The 18,311-nt window shown below is 58.6% G+C and carries 16 protein-coding genes and 1 pseudogene; 10 read left to right on the top strand and 7 right to left on the bottom strand.

What is annotated here, in order from left to right; translation table 11 throughout:
• Positions 1-22: 22 nt before the first annotated feature.
• The 4 genes from istA to ACQY4M_RS03230 all read left to right on the top strand — a co-directional run bounded on the left by istA (position 23) and on the right by ACQY4M_RS03230 (position 3,988).
• Entirely contained in the window at positions 23-1,522 is a 1,500-nt protein-coding gene (gene istA / locus ACQY4M_RS03245) for an IS21 family transposase (RefSeq protein WP_428539289.1), read from the top strand.
• Positions 1,519-2,250 (top strand): IS21-like element helper ATPase IstB, encoded by a 732-nt coding sequence (gene istB, locus ACQY4M_RS03240; RefSeq protein ID WP_428539322.1) that lies wholly within the window; start codon positions 1,519-1,521, stop codon positions 2,248-2,250. The genes istA and istB overlap by 4 nt, the downstream gene beginning before the upstream one ends.
• Positions 2,251-2,378: 128 nt before the next feature.
• The gene (locus tag ACQY4M_RS03235) at positions 2,379-2,666 is read left to right on the top strand and encodes a Hint domain-containing protein (RefSeq protein WP_428541107.1); all 288 of its coding nucleotides are present in this window, start codon (positions 2,379-2,381) and stop codon (positions 2,664-2,666) included.
• A gap of 71 nt (positions 2,667-2,737) precedes the next feature.
• Positions 2,738-3,988, top strand: coding sequence for an IS256 family transposase (locus ACQY4M_RS03230; RefSeq protein ID WP_428539230.1), 1,251 nt, complete (start codon positions 2,738-2,740; stop codon positions 3,986-3,988).
• 322 nt (positions 3,989-4,310) lie between these two features.
• Here ACQY4M_RS03230 and ACQY4M_RS03225 read toward each other — a convergent pair whose 3' ends face one another.
• Positions 4,311-5,354, bottom strand: coding sequence for an IS5 family transposase (locus ACQY4M_RS03225; RefSeq protein WP_428539221.1), 1,044 nt, complete (start codon positions 5,352-5,354; stop codon positions 4,311-4,313).
• Between the two features lie 217 nt (positions 5,355-5,571).
• Between ACQY4M_RS03225 and ACQY4M_RS03220 the strand changes: the two genes are divergently transcribed.
• The 3 genes from ACQY4M_RS03220 to ACQY4M_RS03210 all read left to right on the top strand — a co-directional run bounded on the left by ACQY4M_RS03220 (position 5,572) and on the right by ACQY4M_RS03210 (position 9,092).
• Positions 5,572-7,710: a malate synthase G gene (locus ACQY4M_RS03220; RefSeq protein WP_428540751.1), complete on the top strand. Its 2,139-nt coding sequence runs from the start codon at positions 5,572-5,574 to the stop codon at positions 7,708-7,710.
• 106 nt (positions 7,711-7,816) lie between these two features.
• Positions 7,817-8,590, top strand: coding sequence for a gamma-glutamyl-gamma-aminobutyrate hydrolase family protein (locus ACQY4M_RS03215; protein ID WP_428540748.1), 774 nt, complete (start codon positions 7,817-7,819; stop codon positions 8,588-8,590).
• Positions 8,591-8,648: 58 nt separating this feature from the next.
• The gene (locus tag ACQY4M_RS03210; protein WP_428540745.1) at positions 8,649-9,092 is read left to right on the top strand and encodes a c-type cytochrome; all 444 of its coding nucleotides are present in this window, start codon (positions 8,649-8,651) and stop codon (positions 9,090-9,092) included.
• A gap of 61 nt (positions 9,093-9,153) precedes the next feature.
• Here the strand turns inward: ACQY4M_RS03210 and ACQY4M_RS03205 are convergent, their stop codons facing one another.
• The 5 genes from ACQY4M_RS03205 to ACQY4M_RS03185 all read right to left on the bottom strand — a co-directional run bounded on the left by ACQY4M_RS03205 (position 9,154) and on the right by ACQY4M_RS03185 (position 14,044).
• Positions 9,154-9,429, bottom strand: coding sequence for a hypothetical protein (locus tag ACQY4M_RS03205; protein ID WP_428540738.1), 276 nt, complete (start codon positions 9,427-9,429; stop codon positions 9,154-9,156).
• Between the two features lie 71 nt (positions 9,430-9,500).
• Positions 9,501-11,735, bottom strand: a complete 2,235-nt coding sequence (locus tag ACQY4M_RS03200; protein WP_428540735.1) for a molybdopterin cofactor-binding domain-containing protein — start codon at positions 11,733-11,735, stop codon at positions 9,501-9,503.
• A 2-nt stretch (positions 11,736-11,737) separates the two neighbouring features.
• Positions 11,738-12,202, bottom strand: coding sequence for a (2Fe-2S)-binding protein (locus tag ACQY4M_RS03195; RefSeq protein ID WP_428540732.1), 465 nt, complete (start codon positions 12,200-12,202; stop codon positions 11,738-11,740).
• Positions 12,203-12,325: 123 nt separating this feature from the next.
• Positions 12,326-13,519: a kynureninase gene (gene kynU / locus ACQY4M_RS03190; RefSeq protein WP_428540729.1), complete on the bottom strand. Its 1,194-nt coding sequence runs from the start codon at positions 13,517-13,519 to the stop codon at positions 12,326-12,328.
• Positions 13,520-13,555: 36 nt separating this feature from the next.
• Complete coding sequence (locus tag ACQY4M_RS03185) at positions 13,556-14,044, bottom strand: DUF523 domain-containing protein (protein ID WP_428540726.1); 489 nt, start codon at positions 14,042-14,044, stop codon at positions 13,556-13,558.
• A 119-nt stretch (positions 14,045-14,163) separates the two neighbouring features.
• Between ACQY4M_RS03185 and ACQY4M_RS03180 the strand changes: the two are divergent.
• Positions 14,164-14,614, top strand: a pseudogene (locus ACQY4M_RS03180) (methyltransferase family protein).
• A gap of 9 nt (positions 14,615-14,623) precedes the next feature.
• Here ACQY4M_RS03180 and ACQY4M_RS03175 read toward each other — a convergent pair.
• A complete protein-coding gene (locus ACQY4M_RS03175; protein ID WP_428540723.1) occupies positions 14,624-15,220 on the bottom strand; it encodes a rhodanese-like domain-containing protein in 597 nt (198 codons plus the stop codon).
• Positions 15,221-15,277: 57 nt separating this feature from the next.
• Here ACQY4M_RS03175 and ACQY4M_RS03170 point away from each other — a divergent pair, with 57 nt between their 5' ends.
• Both ACQY4M_RS03170 and ACQY4M_RS03165 read left to right on the top strand, forming a co-directional pair.
• Positions 15,278-16,852 (top strand): Re/Si-specific NAD(P)(+) transhydrogenase subunit alpha, encoded by a 1,575-nt coding sequence (locus ACQY4M_RS03170; protein WP_428540720.1) that lies wholly within the window; start codon positions 15,278-15,280, stop codon positions 16,850-16,852.
• Positions 16,853-16,865: 13 nt separating this feature from the next.
• Positions 16,866-18,305 carry an NAD(P)(+) transhydrogenase (Re/Si-specific) subunit beta gene (locus ACQY4M_RS03165; RefSeq protein ID WP_428540717.1) on the top strand — a complete coding sequence of 480 codons (1,440 nt, stop codon included), beginning with the start codon at positions 16,866-16,868 and terminating at the stop codon, positions 18,303-18,305.
• Positions 18,306-18,311: the final 6 nt, after the last annotated feature.

Genomic DNA, 18,311 nt, shown 5'->3' with positions numbered 1-18,311 from the left:
GAGGAAAGAGCAGGTGATATTGATGGAAAGCGTATCGAAGATCCGGCGCTGGGTGCTGGTTGAAGGGCGCAGCATCCGGTCTGTGGCGCGGGCGACGGGACTGTCGCGGAACACGATCAAGAAGTATTTGAAGGACGAGAATCCGCCGAGCTACCAGCGCCATGCGCCGCCAGTTCGGCACAAACTGTGCAATGGGTTTGATCTTCGGCTGCAGGAACTGTTTGATCAGGACTCGAGGCGACCACGCCGGGAGCGGCGGACGGCCCAGAAGCTATACGAGCAGCTTGTGGCAGAGGGCTATACCGGGTCCTATTCGCCGGTTCAGCGTTTTGTTCGTGAGTTGAAGCGCGCCGGGGCCTGTTCGGGAGATGCGTTTATCCCGCTGCATTTTGCGGCGGGTGACGCGCTGCAATTTGACTGGAGCGAAGAACGGGTCGTACTGGGTGGTGTCGAGCAGAAGGTGAAGGTCGCTCATTTCCGCCTGTGTCACAGCCGCAAGCCTTTCGTGATTGCCTATCCCGGTGAAGCCCAGGAGATGGTGCTGGATGCTTTCGTGCAGGCGCTGTCCTTTTACGGAGGCGTTCCGCGCAGGGTGATCATCGACAACCCCAAGACCATGGTGACCTACGTTTCGCGCTCGAAGGAGCGGATATTCCATCCCCGGTTCCTGGCCTTGATGAACCACTATGTGATGGAGCCGGTGGCCTGCACGCCCGCTGCGGGCTGGGAGAAGGGACAGGTCGAGAACCAGGTCCAGTTCTTGCGGGGCCGGTTGTTCGTTCCCGAACCGGCCTTTGATGATCTCGAGGCGCTGAACGCGTGGCTGCGTCTGCGTTGCGAAGATCTGGCAGAGCGTCCCCATCCCGAGCAGCAGGATCGCACGATTACCGAAGTGTTCGAAGACGAGCGCGCCGAACTGCGCCCCCTGGGTCGGGCCTTCGACGGCTACGTGGAAAAGACCGTCCGTGTCCGCTCCACCTGCCTGGTTCAATATGCCAGCAATCGCTACAGCGTGCCCTCCCGCTTTGCCGGGCATCATGTGTCGCTACGCGCCTATGCCGGCCGGATCGTGGTGGTCTCCGGTCAGGATGTGATTGCCGAGCACAGGCGTCATTTTACCCGCAATATCAGCTATTTCGAGCCCTGGCATTACGTTCCCCTGCTGGACCGCAAGCCTGGTGCCCTGCGCAATGGCGCCCCCTTTGTGGGCTGGGAACTGCCCGAGGCCATGCATCGGATCAGGGAACATTACATGGCTGGTAAAGGCGGGGATCGGGAGTTCGTCGACCTGCTCCTGCTGGCACAGGATCACGGGATCGAGGTGGTCGAGACGGCCTGCAATCTGGCGGTGGCACAAAACACCCTGCGGCTGCCCGCCATCATCAATCTGATCAACCAGTTGGTGGAACCGGTCATCACACCGCTCAGCGATGCCTGCGCTTATCCGCAGCTGACCTTGCGGCCCGAAGCCGATTGCAAACGCTATGAGACCCTGTGCTCGGCTGAGGAGGTTGCCGTATGAATGCCTTGATCGACCAACTGACAGCCCTCAGGTTGCATGGAATGGCAGCTTGCGCCCATGATCTGCTGTCCGCGCGCAAGCCGCCAAGTCTGACCACAGCGATAAGGCAACTGATCGACGCCGAGACTGTAGAGCGCCGGGTGCGCTCCATCCAGTATCAAATGAGGGTTGCGAAGTTCCCCCATCACAAGGACTTCGCCACCTTCGATTACAGCGCCGCCGCCCTCACCCAGGCCCAGATCGAACCATTCTGCACCGGCCAGTTCACAGAGGAGGCCCATAACCTCATCCTGGTGGGCGGAACCGGCACGGGCAAAACCCACATCGCCATCGCGCTGGGAACGACGCTGATCAACAACGGCAAGAAGGCGCGCTTCTTCAACGCCGTCGATCTGATCAACGCCCTGATCAAGGAACAGGCCGACGGCAATGCAGGGAAGATCATCCGGCAGCTCTCGGCTTTGGACTGCGTCATCATCGACGAGCTGGGCTACATCCCGTTTCCCAAATCCGGTGGCGCGTTGCTCTTCCATCTGATCAGCAAGCTCTACGAGAAGACCAGCATCATCATCACAACCAACCTTGAGTTCGGTGAATGGGTCTCGGTCTTCGGGGATGCCAAGATGACAACCGCCCTTCTGGATCGCGTCACTCATCACTGCAACATCATCGAAACCGGCAATACCTCATACCGGTTCGCCCAGAGTAAACGCCGTAGAAAAAACTAGCCGTTCCGCAAGCAAAGCCCCCAGACGGACTCGCTACATGAAGGCGGCCCGACTGGGGGCTTTGCGCCACAAAGGGGGGGGCAAATTTAAATGCCGAAACCGGGTCAGTTTTAAATGCTCATTGACAGATAGCAGCAAGGACAGTTCCCGCGACCGGAAACATGGCGCCGATTGTGTTTTCAAAAGGGGCGATCGGGAACTCTGATATTCTGGAAGTTTCGCCCGAGCACCGGATGCTGGTATCGGATTCGCGTACTGAAATGCTGTTTGGTCAGGAACAAGTATTGATTTCAGCCAAGCATATGCTGGACGGGGATCAGGTATACCGGCGTATAGGTGGAGACGTCACATATTACCACTTTATGTTTGATCAGCACGAAATCGTTTTTTCGCGAGTAATGCCCGAAAGTTGGTGATGGGGTGATTGGGTGGCATATCATGGCGGTGTTGACGCGCCGCGATTCTCAGAGAGAAAAGGATATGCCACATGGAAGACGATACTATTTTGGAGTTTACCGATCCAGCCGGAATTTCACCTGATCCGCTGACGGATATCTTGCGCAAAGGCGCGCGGGATCTGTTGGCACAGGCGGTCGAGGCCGAGGTTTGTGATCTGATGGCGCAACACGCGCATTTGAGGGATTCGGCCGGTCGCCAGCGCCTTGTTCGCCACGGATACCTGCCGGAGCGCGAGGTGATGACGGGGATCGGCCCTGTCCCGGTGAATGTGCCTCGGGTGCGTGATCGTGGCACGGGGGCGGAGAAGATCAGGTTCACCTCGACGCTTCTGCCGCCGTATCTGCGCCGGGCAAAGTCGGTCGAGGAGTTGTTGCCCTGGCTCTATCTCAAAGGTATTTCCACGGGTGATTTCGGCGAAGCACTGGCGGCCCTTCTGGGGCCTGATGCGGGTGGTTTGACATCGAGCACGATTTCGCGCCTGAAGGCGGAGTGGTGGGCAGAATACGAGCGTTGGAACCGGCGTGACCTGTCGGCCAAACGCTATGTGTATTTCTGGGCCGACGGGGTTTATTTCAAGCCGCGCACGGATGCTGACAAGCAATGCATGCTGGTGATCATCGGCGCGGACGAGTGGGGTAACAAGGATGTTCTGGGCCTCGTGGACGGGTATCGAGAAAGCAGCCAGAGCTGGCGTGAACTGCTGCTGGACTTGCAACGTCGTGGCCTCAGAAAAGCCCCTGATCTGGCCGTTGGTGATGGCGCGCTCGGCTTCTGGAACGCCTTGCGGGAGGTGTTCGGTGAGACCCGGGAGCAGCGCTGCTGGGTGCATAAAACCGGCAACGTCCTGAATGCCATGCCGAAGTCGCTGCAAGCCAAAGCCAAGGGCCATCTACAGGACATCTGGATGGCCGAGAACAAACGGGACGCCGAGGCCGCGTTCAATTTCTTCATCGAAGCCTATGGCGTGAAATACGAGCGTGCCGTGGGGAAGCTGACCAAGGACCGGGACGTGCTGCTGACCTTCTACGACTTCCCTGCCGAGCACTGGAAACACATCCGCACATCCAACCCCATCGAAAGCATATTTGCCACCGTGCGGCACCGAACGAAGAAGACCAAAGGCTGCCTCGGGCGCAAGACCGCCTTGGCAATGACCTTCCGCCTGATGATGTCGGCAAAGAAGAAATGGCGTAAACTCGACGGCGCATTCCGATTGCCGGAAATCATCGAAGGGGTTGAATTTAAGGACGGGATCAAGCAGGAAAAACATGCCGCCTGATTACTGCGTCACCAACTTTTGGGCATAGCTCTTTTTTCGCAAGGGGTGCCCAGTGAAAGCTTCTTGCCCGGGCAGGCCGCGATGCGTGGGCTGGATGACAAATCTCGGGATGAAATCCTTACTTTGTTTCCAGAACTTGCGAAACAGGATCATCAGTACAAGGCCGCAGCGTTGTGCCTAAAATCCTTTGAAGCGGGTTTGCTGGGATAGTATCTTCAAAAGACCTCTGCATGAGGCCATGGCTTTCGGTTGAAGCAAGATTTCGGCCGCCCACCTTGCGCCCCTGCGGGTCCGGCGGACAGACGGGTGGCGGGGTTTGGGGCTATGCGATTGCGGGGGTTTGCGGGTTGAGGGTGATCCTGTTTGCGGCCTTGAGCAGGTTTTGCGCGATGGCGGCCATGACCATCTGGGCATGCACCCTGGCGCGCCCGAAATATCTCGCCCGCTGCAGGCCGAAGAGGCGTTTCATCGTGCCGAAAGTCTGCTCGATGCGGAAGCGGCGTTTCGAAATCAGCCGGTTGAAGCGTTTCTCCGATTGCCGCAGGGGGCGGCCGCGCGCTGCCTTGCGCAGGATGCCGTCGCGGTATTTGCCGCGCAGCATCTGGCGGTTGGCCTTGCTCGCATAGGCCTTGTCGGCCAGCACCCGCTGCGCCTTTGCGCCCGCGATCATGGTGGCGAATTCGGGGCTTTCGGCGGCATTGGCGGGCGTGGTGTGCACCTTGTCGATAAAGCCCTCTTCGTCGCAGCGGGCAAAGCCCTTGTAGCCGAGCGTGCTCTTGCGGCCCTTCTTGACCCAGCGGGCATCAGGGTCGGCGCTGAAATGCAGCTGTGCCCCGTCGGGTGAGACCTCGGGCGGATCATCCGGCGTCCCTTCCCTTGCCCCGTCCTCTGCCCGGTCCTGCGGGGCGTCGATATGGGTGCGCGGGCGCGCCGCCGCCGCGATCAGGGTCGCATCAATGATCGCCGCCTCAGCCTCTTTCAGCTTCAGCCCATGCGCCTCGATCTGGCGGCAGACCTCGGCCAGCAGCTCATCGTAAACGCCACCCCGGACCAGCGCATTGCGGAACCGGCAGTGGGTCGTCTCATCCGGCACCGACGCGTGCAGATCGAGCCCGCAGAACAGCATGAAATCCAGCCGCACCTTCAAGGCCCGCTCCAGCTTCGGGTCGCTCAGCCCGTGCCACTGGCCAACCAGAAGACACTTGAACAGAACCAGCGGATCATAGCCCTGAGGCCCGATCCCCGAGCGCCCCAGACCGCGCCGCAGGATCGGCAAAAACGAGTTCCAATCCATCAGCGCGTCGATCTTCGACAGAACGTCATCCGCGCCGATCCGTGCCGCCGCTTCGTGCAGGAAAAGGTCCATCTATTCACCCCAGAGATTTCCCGGCTAGCTTACCAAAACGGCCAACCCGGGGGAATCCCGATGTTATGCAGAGGTCTTTTCAATAATTTCCTGAAACAGTTTTGGTAATATTCCTTTAACAAACTGTTGATTTGCGTTCGCTGCCCCATTAGCAGTTACCATTGGGCTGTGGCTTGTGTGTTGTCATTGCTGGCAATCAATGGGAACTGGTGGAAATATGAAAAATATATTTGAAATCAATGGACTGAAGGTTTCCGAAGTGCTGGCAGAGTTCGTAAATCAGCAAGCATTGCCAGAAATCGATATTTCGGCAGAACATTTCTGGGCGGGTTTTTCTGATCTGGTGCATGATCTGGCACCCAAAAACCAGGCATTGCTTGCGATACGCAAGGATATGCAAAAACAGATAGACGATTGGCACATCGCGCGGCGCGGGCAGGCGCATGATGCCGTGGCCTATCAGGCGTTTTTGCGTGACATCGGGTATTTGCTGCCCGAAGGGGCGGATTTTGCCATTCAAACCACCAATGTGGACCCTGAAATCGCCAGCATCGCGGGGCCGCAAGTGGTGGTGCCGATCATGAATGCCCGCTTTGCCCTGAATGCGGCGAATGCGCGTTGGGGGTCGTTGTATGATGCGCTCTATGGCACCGATGCGCTGGGCGATCTGCCTGTGGGCAAGGGGTATGATCCTGAACGCGGTGCGCGGGTGATTGCATGGGGGCGGGCGTTTCTGGATGATGCTGTGCCCTTGGCAAATGGTAGCCATGCAGACCATGATGGCTATCGGGTAGAAACGGGCGCCTTGGTGCCTGCGCTGAAGAACCCCGCGCAGTTTGCCGGCTATCGGGGGGATGCGAATTCACCTACGGCAATCCTGTTGCAGAACAACGGCTTGCATATCATTATCGAGGTAAACTCAGATGTTGAAATCGGCGCCAATGACAAGGCGCATGTGGCTGATATCCGTCTGGAATCGGCGCTGTCCACTATTATGGATTGCGAAGATTCCGTCGCCGCCGTCGATGCCGAGGACAAGGTGCTGGCCTATTCCAACTGGCTGGGCCTGATGAAGGGCGATCTGTCGGAAACGCTGATGAAAAACGGCCGCGAGATCACCCGTAAACTGAACCCCGACCTTGAATTCACCGCCCCCGATGGCGGCGCCGTTGCCCTGAAGGGACGCGCCCTGATGCTGGTGCGCAATGTCGGGCATCTGATGACCAATCCGGCCATTCTGGACCGTGATGGCAACGAAATCCCCGAGGGGCTGATGGATGCCATGCTGACCACGCTGATTGCCATGCATGACCTGCGCAAATCCGGTGGCTTGCGCAACTCGGTCGCCGGTTCGGTCTATGTGGTGAAACCCAAAATGCACGGACCCGACGAAGTAGCATTTGCCGATGAAATCTTTACCCGTGTCGAAGACATCCTCGGCCTGCCGCAATACACCGTCAAGCTGGGCATCATGGACGAGGAACGCCGCACCAGCGCGAATTTGAAGGAATGTATCCGTGCCGCGCAAAACCGTGTGGCGTTTATCAATACCGGATTTCTGGATCGCACGGGGGATGAAATCCATACCTCGATGGAAGCGGGACCAATGGTGCGCAAGGGCGAGATGAAACATACCCCGTGGATCAAGGCCTACGAGGATCGCAATGTCGATATCGGGCTGACCTGCGGTTTGCAGGGCAAGGCACAGATCGGCAAGGGGATGTGGGCGATGCCCGACCTTATGGCGGATATGCTTGCGGCCAAGATTGGCCACCCGCTGTCCGGCGCCAACTGCGCATGGGTGCCCAGCCCAACTGCGGCCACCCTGCATGCAACGCATTATCACAAGGTGGATGTATTTGCCCGTCAGGACGAAATTACCGCCGCTGGCCCACGCGCCACGCTGGACGATCTTCTGACCATTCCGCTGGCCGATGGCACCAACTGGTCCGAGGCCGATATTACCGCCGATATCGAAAACAATGCTCAGGGTATCCTTGGTTATGTGGTGCGCTGGATTGATCAGGGGGTGGGCTGTTCCAAGGTGCCCGATATCCACGATGTCGGGTTGATGGAAGATCGCGCCACCTGCCGCATTTCCTCACAGGCGCTGGCCAACTGGCTGCATCACGGGGTTGTATCCAAAGAACAGGTGATGGACGCGATGCGCAAGATGGCCGCCGTGGTGGATAGCCAGAATGACGGTGACCCTGCCTATCGTCCGATGGCCCCCGATTTTGACAGTATCGCCTTTCAGGCGGCCTGTGATCTGGTGTTCAAGGGGCGGGAACAACCCTCTGGCTATACCGAACCGGTTCTGCATGCGCGGCGACTGGAGCTAAAGGCCCAAGGATAAACGTGCGCGATTGCACACAACGCTACTACCGTGTGCGAAATGTGCGTTTACCGGCAAGATACTTTTGTCGTATACCCATGCCAACTTACCAAGGCTCAGGTTTACTATGAAACGTCCCGTTGTCGGCATTATCGCGAATTTCTATATGTTGGGGGATGATTACCCCGCTTTTGCCAGTGGCCAGATGAACGCCGAGGCTATCAGCCATGTTGCGGGTTGTGTGCCGCTGATGATCCCCGCCAATCCGCATTACGTTTCGGTTGATGAATTGCTGGAAACATGCGACGGATTTTTGTTTACAGGCGGACGTCCCAATGTGCACCCTTCCGAATACGGCGAGGAAGCCACCGAAAAACACGGTGATTTTGACCGTTGCCGCGATGAAATCACCCTGCCGCTGATCCGTGCCTGCGTTGATCGTGGCCAACCATTTTTTGGTGTCTGTCGCGGTTTTCAAGAGGTAAATGTGGCGATGGGCGGCACGCTCTATCCCGAAATTCGCGAACTTGAGGGACGGATGAACCACCGGATGCCACCCGATGGCACACTCGAGGAAAAATTCGCCTTGCGCCATTGCGTGCATTTCACCGAAGGCGGGATATTTGAAAACATTGTCGGTAAGCACGAGGTGATGACCAACACCTTGCACGGGCAAGGGATTAAAACCCCCGGTCCGCGTGTGGTGATTGACGGAATTGCCGATGATGGCATACCCGAAGCGACCTATATCAAAGATGCCCCCGGTTTTGCCCTCGCGGTGCAGTGGCACCCTGAATACAACGCCGAAAAAGACCCTGTTTCAAAACCCCTGTTTGCACATTTTGGCGATGCCGTGCGCAATTGGGCCACCGGACAGCGCCCTGTGTTGAAAACCGCTTGACCTTCCCCTGACGGGAACCTGCAGACTGTGCTGGAAACAGCTACAGGAGCAATAAGAAATGAATAACAATGTGCGGTTAGGTATCGCGGTTTTGGCTTTGGCCGGATTTGGGGCATTGATCTACAATAACTATAAAACACCCGAGCAGGTTGCAGCTTCTGTAACGGGGGACGAGCCTGCCGGCCGGGCGATTGTGCAAATCACGGTGCCCGAACTGACGGGGCAGGCCGCCATCGGCAAGCGGGCATTTGAGGCAAAATGCGCGACGTGTCACGGGGAAAATGCCGTCGGTCAGGTGGGGGTGGCCCCGCCATTGATACATCAGATATATCGCCCCGGCCATCATGGTGACATGGCATTCCTGATGGCCGCGCGCAACGGGGTTCGGTCACACCACTGGAAATTCGGGAACATGCCGCCGGTAGAGGGCATCACCGATGCAGAAGTAAAATCCATCGTGGCCTATGTGCGTGCCTTGCAACAGGCCAATGGCATTAACTAGGTCAAGATTGGGATACGCGGCGGTTCTGGGCCACCGCGCATCCTGTTTCGGAATCTACGCCCTAGCTATGCAGGCGGCGTTTCCAGCTATGGCGCTCCCAGCGGTGCATGAATTTGGGCACCGGTTTTCCATTGCGGTCGCGGCGATCTTCCCAGCGGTCCAGACGATCTTCGATCCGGTCGCGCGGGCCGTGGTTCACCCGTTCGTCACGGCTATTTTCCAGGCGGTCGATCCGGTCTTCGATCCGATCCCATTTCGGGTGGCCGGGTCCGGCAGCGGCTGGCATGGACACACCAATCAGAACCAAGGCACTCGTGGCTAATATCAAGCTTTTCATATCTGTCTCCTGTTGTTGTTTCAGTGACAGATAGAACGGGGTAAGACGGATTTCCCGTCGCAGAAAATTATTTACCCCGCTAATTCGAACAGCTTTGACAGTGGCAATTCCCGTGCCCGTTTACCCGTTAGATCATATAGCGCATTAGCCAACGCGGGCATGGAGGGCGGTGTGCCCGGTTCCCCCACACCGCCCATATGCATATTGTTTTCAGATACTTGCACTTCGGTAACCGGCGCGGTTCCCATCCGCAGCGCGTCATAATCAGGGAAGTTTTCCTGCTCCACCTCGCCATTTGCAAATGTAATTTCCCCATGCACCGCCGCCGACAACCCGTAAATCATCCCGCCTTCCATCTGCGCCCGGATATTGCGCGGGTCCAGTGCCGTACCGACGTCACAGGCGATCCACGCCTTGGTGATGCGGATGCCCTGATCGCTATCCGCTACCTCGATCACCTGCGCAACCGGCGTGCCGAAGGACCACGTCACAGCCACCCCGCGCCCGATGCCATCCGGCGTTTTGCCGCTCCAGCCCGACATCTCCCGCACCGCCGCCAGCAATTTGGCCGTGGGCGGGCTAAGTGGCGCGATATGGTCAACGCGAAACTGCAACGGGTCCGCACCCGCCGCGTGGGCCAACTCGTCAATGAAGCTTTCGTGGAAAAACCCGTTGAAGGAATTGCCGACCGAACGCCAGAACCCCACCGGCACATCCACATCCGCCAGATGCCCCGCCACGCGGTAATTGGCGATGTCATAGGGCTGGTTCGCGGCCCCTTCCACATGCGCGGGGTCCGCCCCCGGCGGGGCAAAGCCCATGATCCGCGTCATCGACTGTTTCGTGACCGAGGGGGCGGCGATGCGGGCGTCAAACAGCACTGCTTCGCCGTCCTTTACCGCCCCTTTCATCCGCGCGATGGCGGCGGGGCGATAGAAATCATGGCGCATGTCCTCTTCACGGCTCCACATCACTTTGACGGGCACATCCGGCATCGCCTTGGCCACTTTGGCGGCCAGAATGGCCACGTCCGCTTCGGCCCGTCGGCCAAATCCGCCGCCCATAAACAGGGTGTGAACGGTGACCTGATCCGCTGACAGCCCCGTGACCTCCGCAGCCTTGTCGGCAAAGACCAGAGGGGCCTGATTGCCGCACCAGATTTCCAGCGCATCACCGGTAAACAGCGCCGTGGCGTTCATCGGTTCCATCGTTGCATGGGCCAGATAGGGCACGCGGTATTCGGCAGTAATTTCCGTGGCACCATCAGGTGTGACCGATGTATTGCCATCATCGCGCAGGGTGGAATTGGGGGCCTCGTCCAGAGATTTTTCAATCGCCGCAAACAGCCCGTCGGTGGTGGCAGGGTAGGGCGCGTCCTGCCAATCGATCTGCACCGCATCCGCCGCCTGAAACGCCAGCCATGTGTTGCTGGCGACCACGGCAATGCCGTTGCCCAGATCAATCACCCGCTCGACACCGGCCATCTTTTTGGCCGCGCTGGCGTCAAAGGATTCCATGCTGCCCCCAAGGCGCGGGTTGATCCGCACGGTGGCAAAGCGCATCCCTTCCAGCCGCATATCCGCGCCATATCGCGCGGTGCCGGTGGATTTTGCTACCATATCGACACGCGGCATGTCGTGGCCCAGATATTTCCATTCGGAGGCAGGGCGCAAGGTCACATCCTTTGGTGGTGCAATCTTTGCAGCCGCCTCGGCAAGGTCTGCATAGGCAATGGCACTGCCATCCGCCCCGATCATCTGCCCGTTTTCTGTCCGTAGTTCGCCGCTTAACCTCTCCGCCGCTGCCAGCTTCAACGCCTCGCGCGCCGTGGCCCCTGCCAGACGCATCTTTTCAAAGGCGTCAATCGTGGCGGTCGAGCCACCCGTTACCTGAAGCGACAGGGTTTTGGGCACCACGTCCTTCACCTCGCGCATGAATTCCTGCCATGCGGTGCGTTTGCCATCCTCGTATTCCGCATGTCCGGTGATCAGCGCGCCGTTATAATAGGCCTGTGCCGCAGGGCCATGCAGCACGCGCACATCTTCCCATGCCACATCCAGTTCCTCGGCCACCAGAGCGGCCAGCGTGCTTTGCACCCCCTGGCCCATCTCGGCGCGCGGGGCGATGATGGTCACGCCTTCCTGATCAATGATCAGATAGGGGTTCAGCGTCACCGCGCCCGCCCCCGGTTTCAACGGGTTTTCCAGCGGCTTTTTCGCCATGTAAACGCCAAAGGCCACGCCACCTGCCACAGCGGCCGAGGTTACGATAAACGCGCGGCGGGTGTATGTTCTGATCCGTCCCATATCTATTCCCCCCGCATTTCGGATGCGGCCGTTTTGATCGCCGCCCGTATTCGCCCGTAGGTGCCACAGCGACACAGGTTGCCGTTCATCGCCGCGTCAATCTCGGCATCATTCGGGGCATTGTTTTCGGCCAGCAGCGCCGCCGCCTGCATGATCTGGCCTGACTGGCAATAGCCGCATTGCGCCACCTGATGCGCGACCCAGGCCTTTTGCAGCGCATCCATCGCATCGGGCGTGCCGATCCCCTCGATCGTGGTCACCTCGCCGGCCACATCTTCCAGCGCCACCTGACACGACCGCACCGCCTCGCCATCCATATGCACCGTGCAGGCACCACAGGCGGAAACCCCGCAGCCGTATTTGGTGCCGCTCAGCCCCAGTTCATCGCGCAACACCCACAGCAGGGGCACCTCGCCGGGCAAATTCACCTCGTGCCGCTGTCCGTTTACAATCAGTGAATATGCCATTGCGCACCCCTTATTCCCTGCAAACTGAACTTAACAGTTTAGCACGCGCTGCGCCCGAACAAAAGCACCATTCCTTGTCTTCTTCTTTTCCTAAACACCTGCCGTGCGCAGCGCATCCCGTGTTTACGTCACGTGCGACTTCTGCCGGTATTCATCACGGTCCCACAAATTGTTCTGCATCACATCCGCAACCACCGCCACCGCCGCATCCACATCCGTCGCGTCGATATAAAGCGGGGTAAAGCCGAATCGCATAATGTCGGGCGCACGGAAATCGCCAATCACGCCACGGGCAATCAGGGCCTGCATCGCGGGATAGCCATGTTCGAACCGGAACGATACCTGCGATCCCCGCTTTGCCCCATCCCGCGGGCTGGCCAGCGTCAGGGCGGGGCAGACGGCTTCGATCCCTGTAATAAACCGGTCACACAGGGCAATCGACTGCTGCCGCACATCCTTCATATCGGCCATGTCCCAGACATCCAGCGCGGCCTCGAGCGCGGCCAGTTGCAGCACCGGCGGGGTGCCGACCCGCATCCGCTCGATCCCGGCGCCGGCGGTATAGTTAAGATCAAAGGCAAAGGGCGCGGCATGGCCCAACCAGCCGGACAGCGCAGGGCGCACCCGTTCTGCATGGCGCGGGGCGACATAGATAAAGGCCGGTGCGCCGGGGCCGCCGTTCAGGTATTTATAGGTGCAACCAACGGCGAAATCCGCCCCCGCGCCGGACAAGTCCACCGGCAAGGCCCCCGCCGAATGGGCCAGATCCCAGATCACCAGCGCACCTGCCGCATGGGCCTGTTCGGTCAACGCCCGCATGTCGTGCTTGCGCCCCGTGCGGTAATCGACCTCGGTCAGCATCAGCACGGCGACGTCCTCGCTGATATGCGCGGCCACCTCCTCGGGTGCGGGCGTGATCAACTGGTGCTGGCGGCCAAGCGCGCCAATCAGCCCTTCGGCCATATAAAGATCGGTCGGAAAGTTGCCGCTGTCGGACAGGATCACCCGCCGGTCAGGGCGCATTTCCAGTGCGGCGGCCAGTGCTTGATAGACCTTGATCGACAGGGTATCGCCCATCACCACATGCCCCGCCTCGGCCCCGATCAGCCGGGCGATACGGTCGCCAACGCGGGTAGGTTGCTCCATCCATCCGGCGCGGTTCCAGCCGGTGATCAGCATCTCGCCCCATTCGTCCTGCATGGCCTGCCCGATCCGCGCCACGGCGGCTTTGGGCAGGGGGCCAAGCGAATTGCCGTCTAGATAGATCACCCCCTCGGGCAGATGGAACATGGCTTTGGTGGCGGCGAAATCGGTCATGGTGGGGCTCCTGTCATACCGGCCGGACATTAGAGGCTATTTGCGGTCAAGCAAAGCGGCCAGTTCATCAATCTGTGTGTCATTCCACACCCTGATGCCGTGGCTTTGCAATAGTGCTGCCGTGACGCCCATACCTGCCGTGCGACGGCCGTCAAAATGTCCAGCATAGATAAACGAGGTGCCACAAGAGGGACTGCCATCGGTCAGCACCGCGTGGCGGCATCCGTTTGCCAGTGCGATTGCCAGAGTGGCCTTGGCACCTTCCAGAAAGGCCCGCGTCACATCTGCGCCGGCACTGTCGTAAATCCGTGCCTTACCGGTTAATACCTGTCCGGATATTGCCCCCGTTTCGATCTCGGCGGGCAGGCGCGGGGTGGGTAGGCCACCGGCCACTTCCGGGCAATGGGGGATCAGGCGGCCCTGGGCCTGCCAGCGCGCCAAATGCGGATTGGCCGAGGTTTTCGCCCTACCGTCATAGCGCACGGGATCGCCCATCAGGCAGGCGCTGATCAGTATCTTGTCCATTGGAAATGCTTAGAACAGATCCTTGGCTTTGCCCAGCCCGCCAAAAATCGCGACATTGTGTTGCGATACTGTCAAAGCTGCCTTGGCCCGCTGCCAAAACACCCCTATAACCTGCCGCCATGAAACAAATCGAAATCCCCCCCGTCTGGCTTGCCGCGTTCCTTGCAATCGCATGGGCGCAATCCACCTATTATCCTATGGGCCTGTCATTTGGCGGAGTTTGGGGCCGATTTTGTTGGCGGTATTCTGGTGGGGGCTGGCCTGTTGCTGATGCTGCTGGCTGTGGTCGAGTTTTACCGGCGAAAAACGACAATTGTGCCGCGCCGCGAAAGCAGTGCTTTCGTGCAGTCGGGGATATACCGGCGCACGCGCAATCCGATCTATCTGGGGGATGCGCTGGTGCTGACGGGGCTGATCCTGCGCTGGGATGCGGTGTTGTCACTGCCCTTGATCCCGATTTTCATCTGGGTGATCGAGAAACGCTTTATCGAGGGCGAGGAAAAGCACCTGCGCCGCACTTATCGTGCACAATGGGCGAGATATGAAAAGAAGGTGCGACGCTGGTTGTAACGGGGCCTGTCAGGCCGGATTCATCACGTCATTCAGACGCTTTTCAATCTCTTCCTTGGTGCCCGGATAGGTCGGCAACCCGCGCGGAATCCAGCCTTTCCCGTTTGGCCCGCCTGCCATGCCTTCTGGGACATTTACCAAACCGGGAAAGCCCTGTTTGTTTAGCGCATCAAAAACATAGGTTGACCGATGCCCGGTTCTGCAAATCAATCCAATCGGTTTATCGGGGTAGGCGTTGCGCAGTTTTACCAGAGAATCGACAAAACCTTTTGCTGTATAATCCAGCCCGATTGCCCCTTCGCCAAGGCCTGACTCGGCCCATTCCTGCGGGGTGCGCACATCAACCAGAATGATGTCACCTGCTACAGCGGCCTTATGTGCCTCGGGCGGTGTCATTACAGTTTCATCTGCCTGAACAGGTGTTGCATTTAATGCAATTCCAGCGGCAACAACCGTGATGGCTCCGGTCAAAAAGACGCGACGGCTGGATTGCAGAAAGGGGGTGGTGACTTGGCCTTGCATTTGGTCTACTCCACATTGATGATATGCCTGATGTATATGGGCGCAAAAGAACGTATTGCAAATAGTGAATGTGGTGTTAAGCACAGACAAATGGTCACATTCATGTGTTGATGCGCGTGGGGAAAGAAGGAGGGACTGGCTTTGAAAATCGGAACACCGAAAGAGGTTTTTGAAGGCGAGGCGCGGGTGGCGATGACCCCCGAAAGTGCGCTTCAGTTGCAAAAACTGGGGTATGACTGCCTGATCGAGGCAGGGGCCGGCAAGGCAGCCGGCTTCACCGACGCGGCCTATAAAGAGGCTGGTGTGACAGTTGTCCGCGGGGCTGTGAACCTGTGGAAAGAATCCGATGTGATCACCAAGGTTCGCCCCCCCACCAAGACCGAAGAACGCCGGTTGACCAAGGGCAAGACTCTGATTTCGTTCTATTTCCCCGGCCAAAACGAAGAGTTGATGGAACTGGCCGCCGACAAGGGTGCAACCGTGATCGCCATGGACATGGTGCCGCGCATCAGTCGAGCGCAAAAGATGGACGCGCTGTCGTCCATGGCCAATATCGCCGGTTACCGCGCGGTGATCGAGGCGGGCAACAACTTTGGCCGCTTCTTTACCGGTCAGGTGACAGCGGCAGGTAAAGTTCCCCCTGCGAAAGTGTTGGTTGTGGGGGCCGGTGTGGCCGGATTGGCCGCGATTGGCACAGCGGTTTCGCTGGGCGCCATCGTCTATGCCTTTGATGTGCGCCCCGAAGTGGCCGAGCAGATCGAAAGCATGGGCGCCGAATTTGTTTTCCTCGAATTTGAAGATGCCCAGCAGGACGGCGCGGCAACGGGTGGCTATGCAGCCCCCTCCAGCCCCGAATTCCGCGAAAAGCAGCTGGAAAAATTCCGCGAGCTGGCACCGGATATGGATATAGTCATTACCACCGCGCTGATTCCGGGGCGTGATGCGCCAAAACTCTGGACCAAGGATATGGTGCAGATGATGAAGCCCGGCTCGGTTATTGTTGACCTTGCGGCGGAGCGCGGCGGCAACTGTGATCTGACAGTGCCGGACGAAAAGGTGGTTTCCAAGAACGGTGTAACCATCATCGGCTATACCGATTTCCCCAGCCGGATGGCGACGCAATCCTCAACGCTCTATGCCAACAACATCCGCCATATGATGGATGATCTGACGCCTGAAAAGGACGGCAAGATCGTGCACAACATGGAGGACGACGTGATCCGCAGTGCAACGGTGGTTTACAAGGGCAAGATTACCTTCCCGCCGCCACCTTTGAAGGTGCAGGCCATCGCGGCCCAGCCCAAGAAAGAAGCGCCAAAGGAACTGACTGTCGAAGAAAAACGTGCGCAGGAACTGGCAGAATTCAAGGCGGCGACCAAACAACAGGTCGGTATGCTGGCGGCCGGCGGTTTGCTGATGCTGATCATCGGAGCCTATGCCCCAGCCAGCTTTATGGCGCATTTCATCGTGTTTGCCCTATCGTGTTTCATCGGTTTCCAGGTGATCTGGAACGTCAGCCACGCGCTGCACACGCCATTGATGGCCGTGACCAACGCCATTTCGGGGATCGTGATCCTCGGGGCGTTGTTGCAGGTCGGGTCAGGCAACTGGCTGGTTGTGATCCTTGCAACCGTTTCGATCCTGATCGCGTCGATCAATATTGTTGGCGGTTTTCTGGTGACACGCCGGATGCTTGCCATGTTCCAGAAATCTTAAGGGGGGCGGGATCATGAGCATTGGTATCGTATCCGCAGCCTATATTGCATCGGCTGTTCTATTCATTCTGTCCCTTGGGGGACTTAGCAATCAGGAAAGCGCCAAGCGCGCGGTCTGGTATGGCATTGTCGGCATGGGGGTTGCGGTGTTTGCCACCGTATTCGGCCCCGGCATTGGCAGCTACTTCCTAGTGGTTTTGGCCATCGCGGCGGGGTCTTATGCGGGCTACTATGTGGCGGGCAAGGTCGAGATGACCGAGATGCCGCAACTGGTGGCAGCATTGCACAGTTTCGTTGGTCTGGCTGCCGTTTTCATCGGCCTGAACGCTGAACTTGAGCTTGGCACCGTGCAACATTTGCTGGCCACGGGCGGCAACACCGAAGATCTGGCGGGCTTTGCCAAAAAGCTGGCCCATAAGGACGCAGTGGAAATCGCCATTCTGAAGGTCGAGGTTTTCCTTGGCGTGTTCATCGGTATCATCACCTTTACCGGATCGGTTGTCGCCTTTGGCAAACTGGCGGGCAAAGTGGATGGCAAATCAACCAAGCTGCCCGGCGGGCATATGCTGAATGCGGTGGCGCTGGCTGTTTGTGTGGTGCTGGGGCTGATGTTCTTTAACGGTGCAGGTATCTGGACGTTATTGCTGATGATCCTTGTGGCCGGTTTTATCGGCTGGCATCTGATTATGGGCATTGGTGGTGCCGATATGCCCGTCGTTGTGTCGATGTTGAACAGCTATTCCGGCTGGGCGGCGGCGGCAATCGGGTTCACCCTTGGTAATGATTTGCTGATCGTGACCGGCGCGCTGGTTGGTTCTTCCGGTGCGATCCTGAGCTATATCATGTGCAAGGCGATGAACCGTAAATTCATTTCGGTTATTCTGGGCGGTTTTGGTGGCACTTCTGGTCCGCAATTGGAAGTCGAGGGCGAACAGGTGCCGATCGAGGCCGAAGCGGTAGCTGCCGCTCTGGAAGACGCGGACAGCATCATCATCGTGCCGGGCTATGGTCTGGCCGTGGCGCAGGCGCAGCAGGCGGTTTCGGAACTGACCAAACGCCTGCGGGACAAGGGTAAAGAGGTGCGTTTCGCCATCCACCCCGTTGCCGGACGCCTTCCGGGCCACATGAACGTGCTGCTGGCCGAGGCCCGCGTGCCCTATGACATCGTGCTGGAGATGGACGAGATCAACGACGATTTCCCAGACACCGACGTGGTGATCGTGATTGGCAGCAACGACATCGTCAATCCGGCCGCGCAGGACGATCCAAACAGCCCGATTGCGGGCATGCCGGTTCTGGAAGTGTGGAAGGCCAAGCAGGTGTTTGTATCGAAACGCGGGCAGGGGACCGGTTATTCCGGCATCGAAAATCCGCTGTTCTACAAAGACAACACGCGGATGTTCTATGGTGATGCCAAGGACAGCCTGAACAAACTGTTGGCCTTGATCAGTTGATAAATG

Origin of the sequence: Profundibacter sp., assembly GCF_965277155.1 — a bacterium.
Taxonomy (GTDB): domain Bacteria; phylum Pseudomonadota; class Alphaproteobacteria; order Rhodobacterales; family Rhodobacteraceae; genus Profundibacter.
The sequence above is the reverse complement of the archived record's forward strand: the minus strand, read 5'-3'. Positions and strand labels throughout refer to the sequence as shown.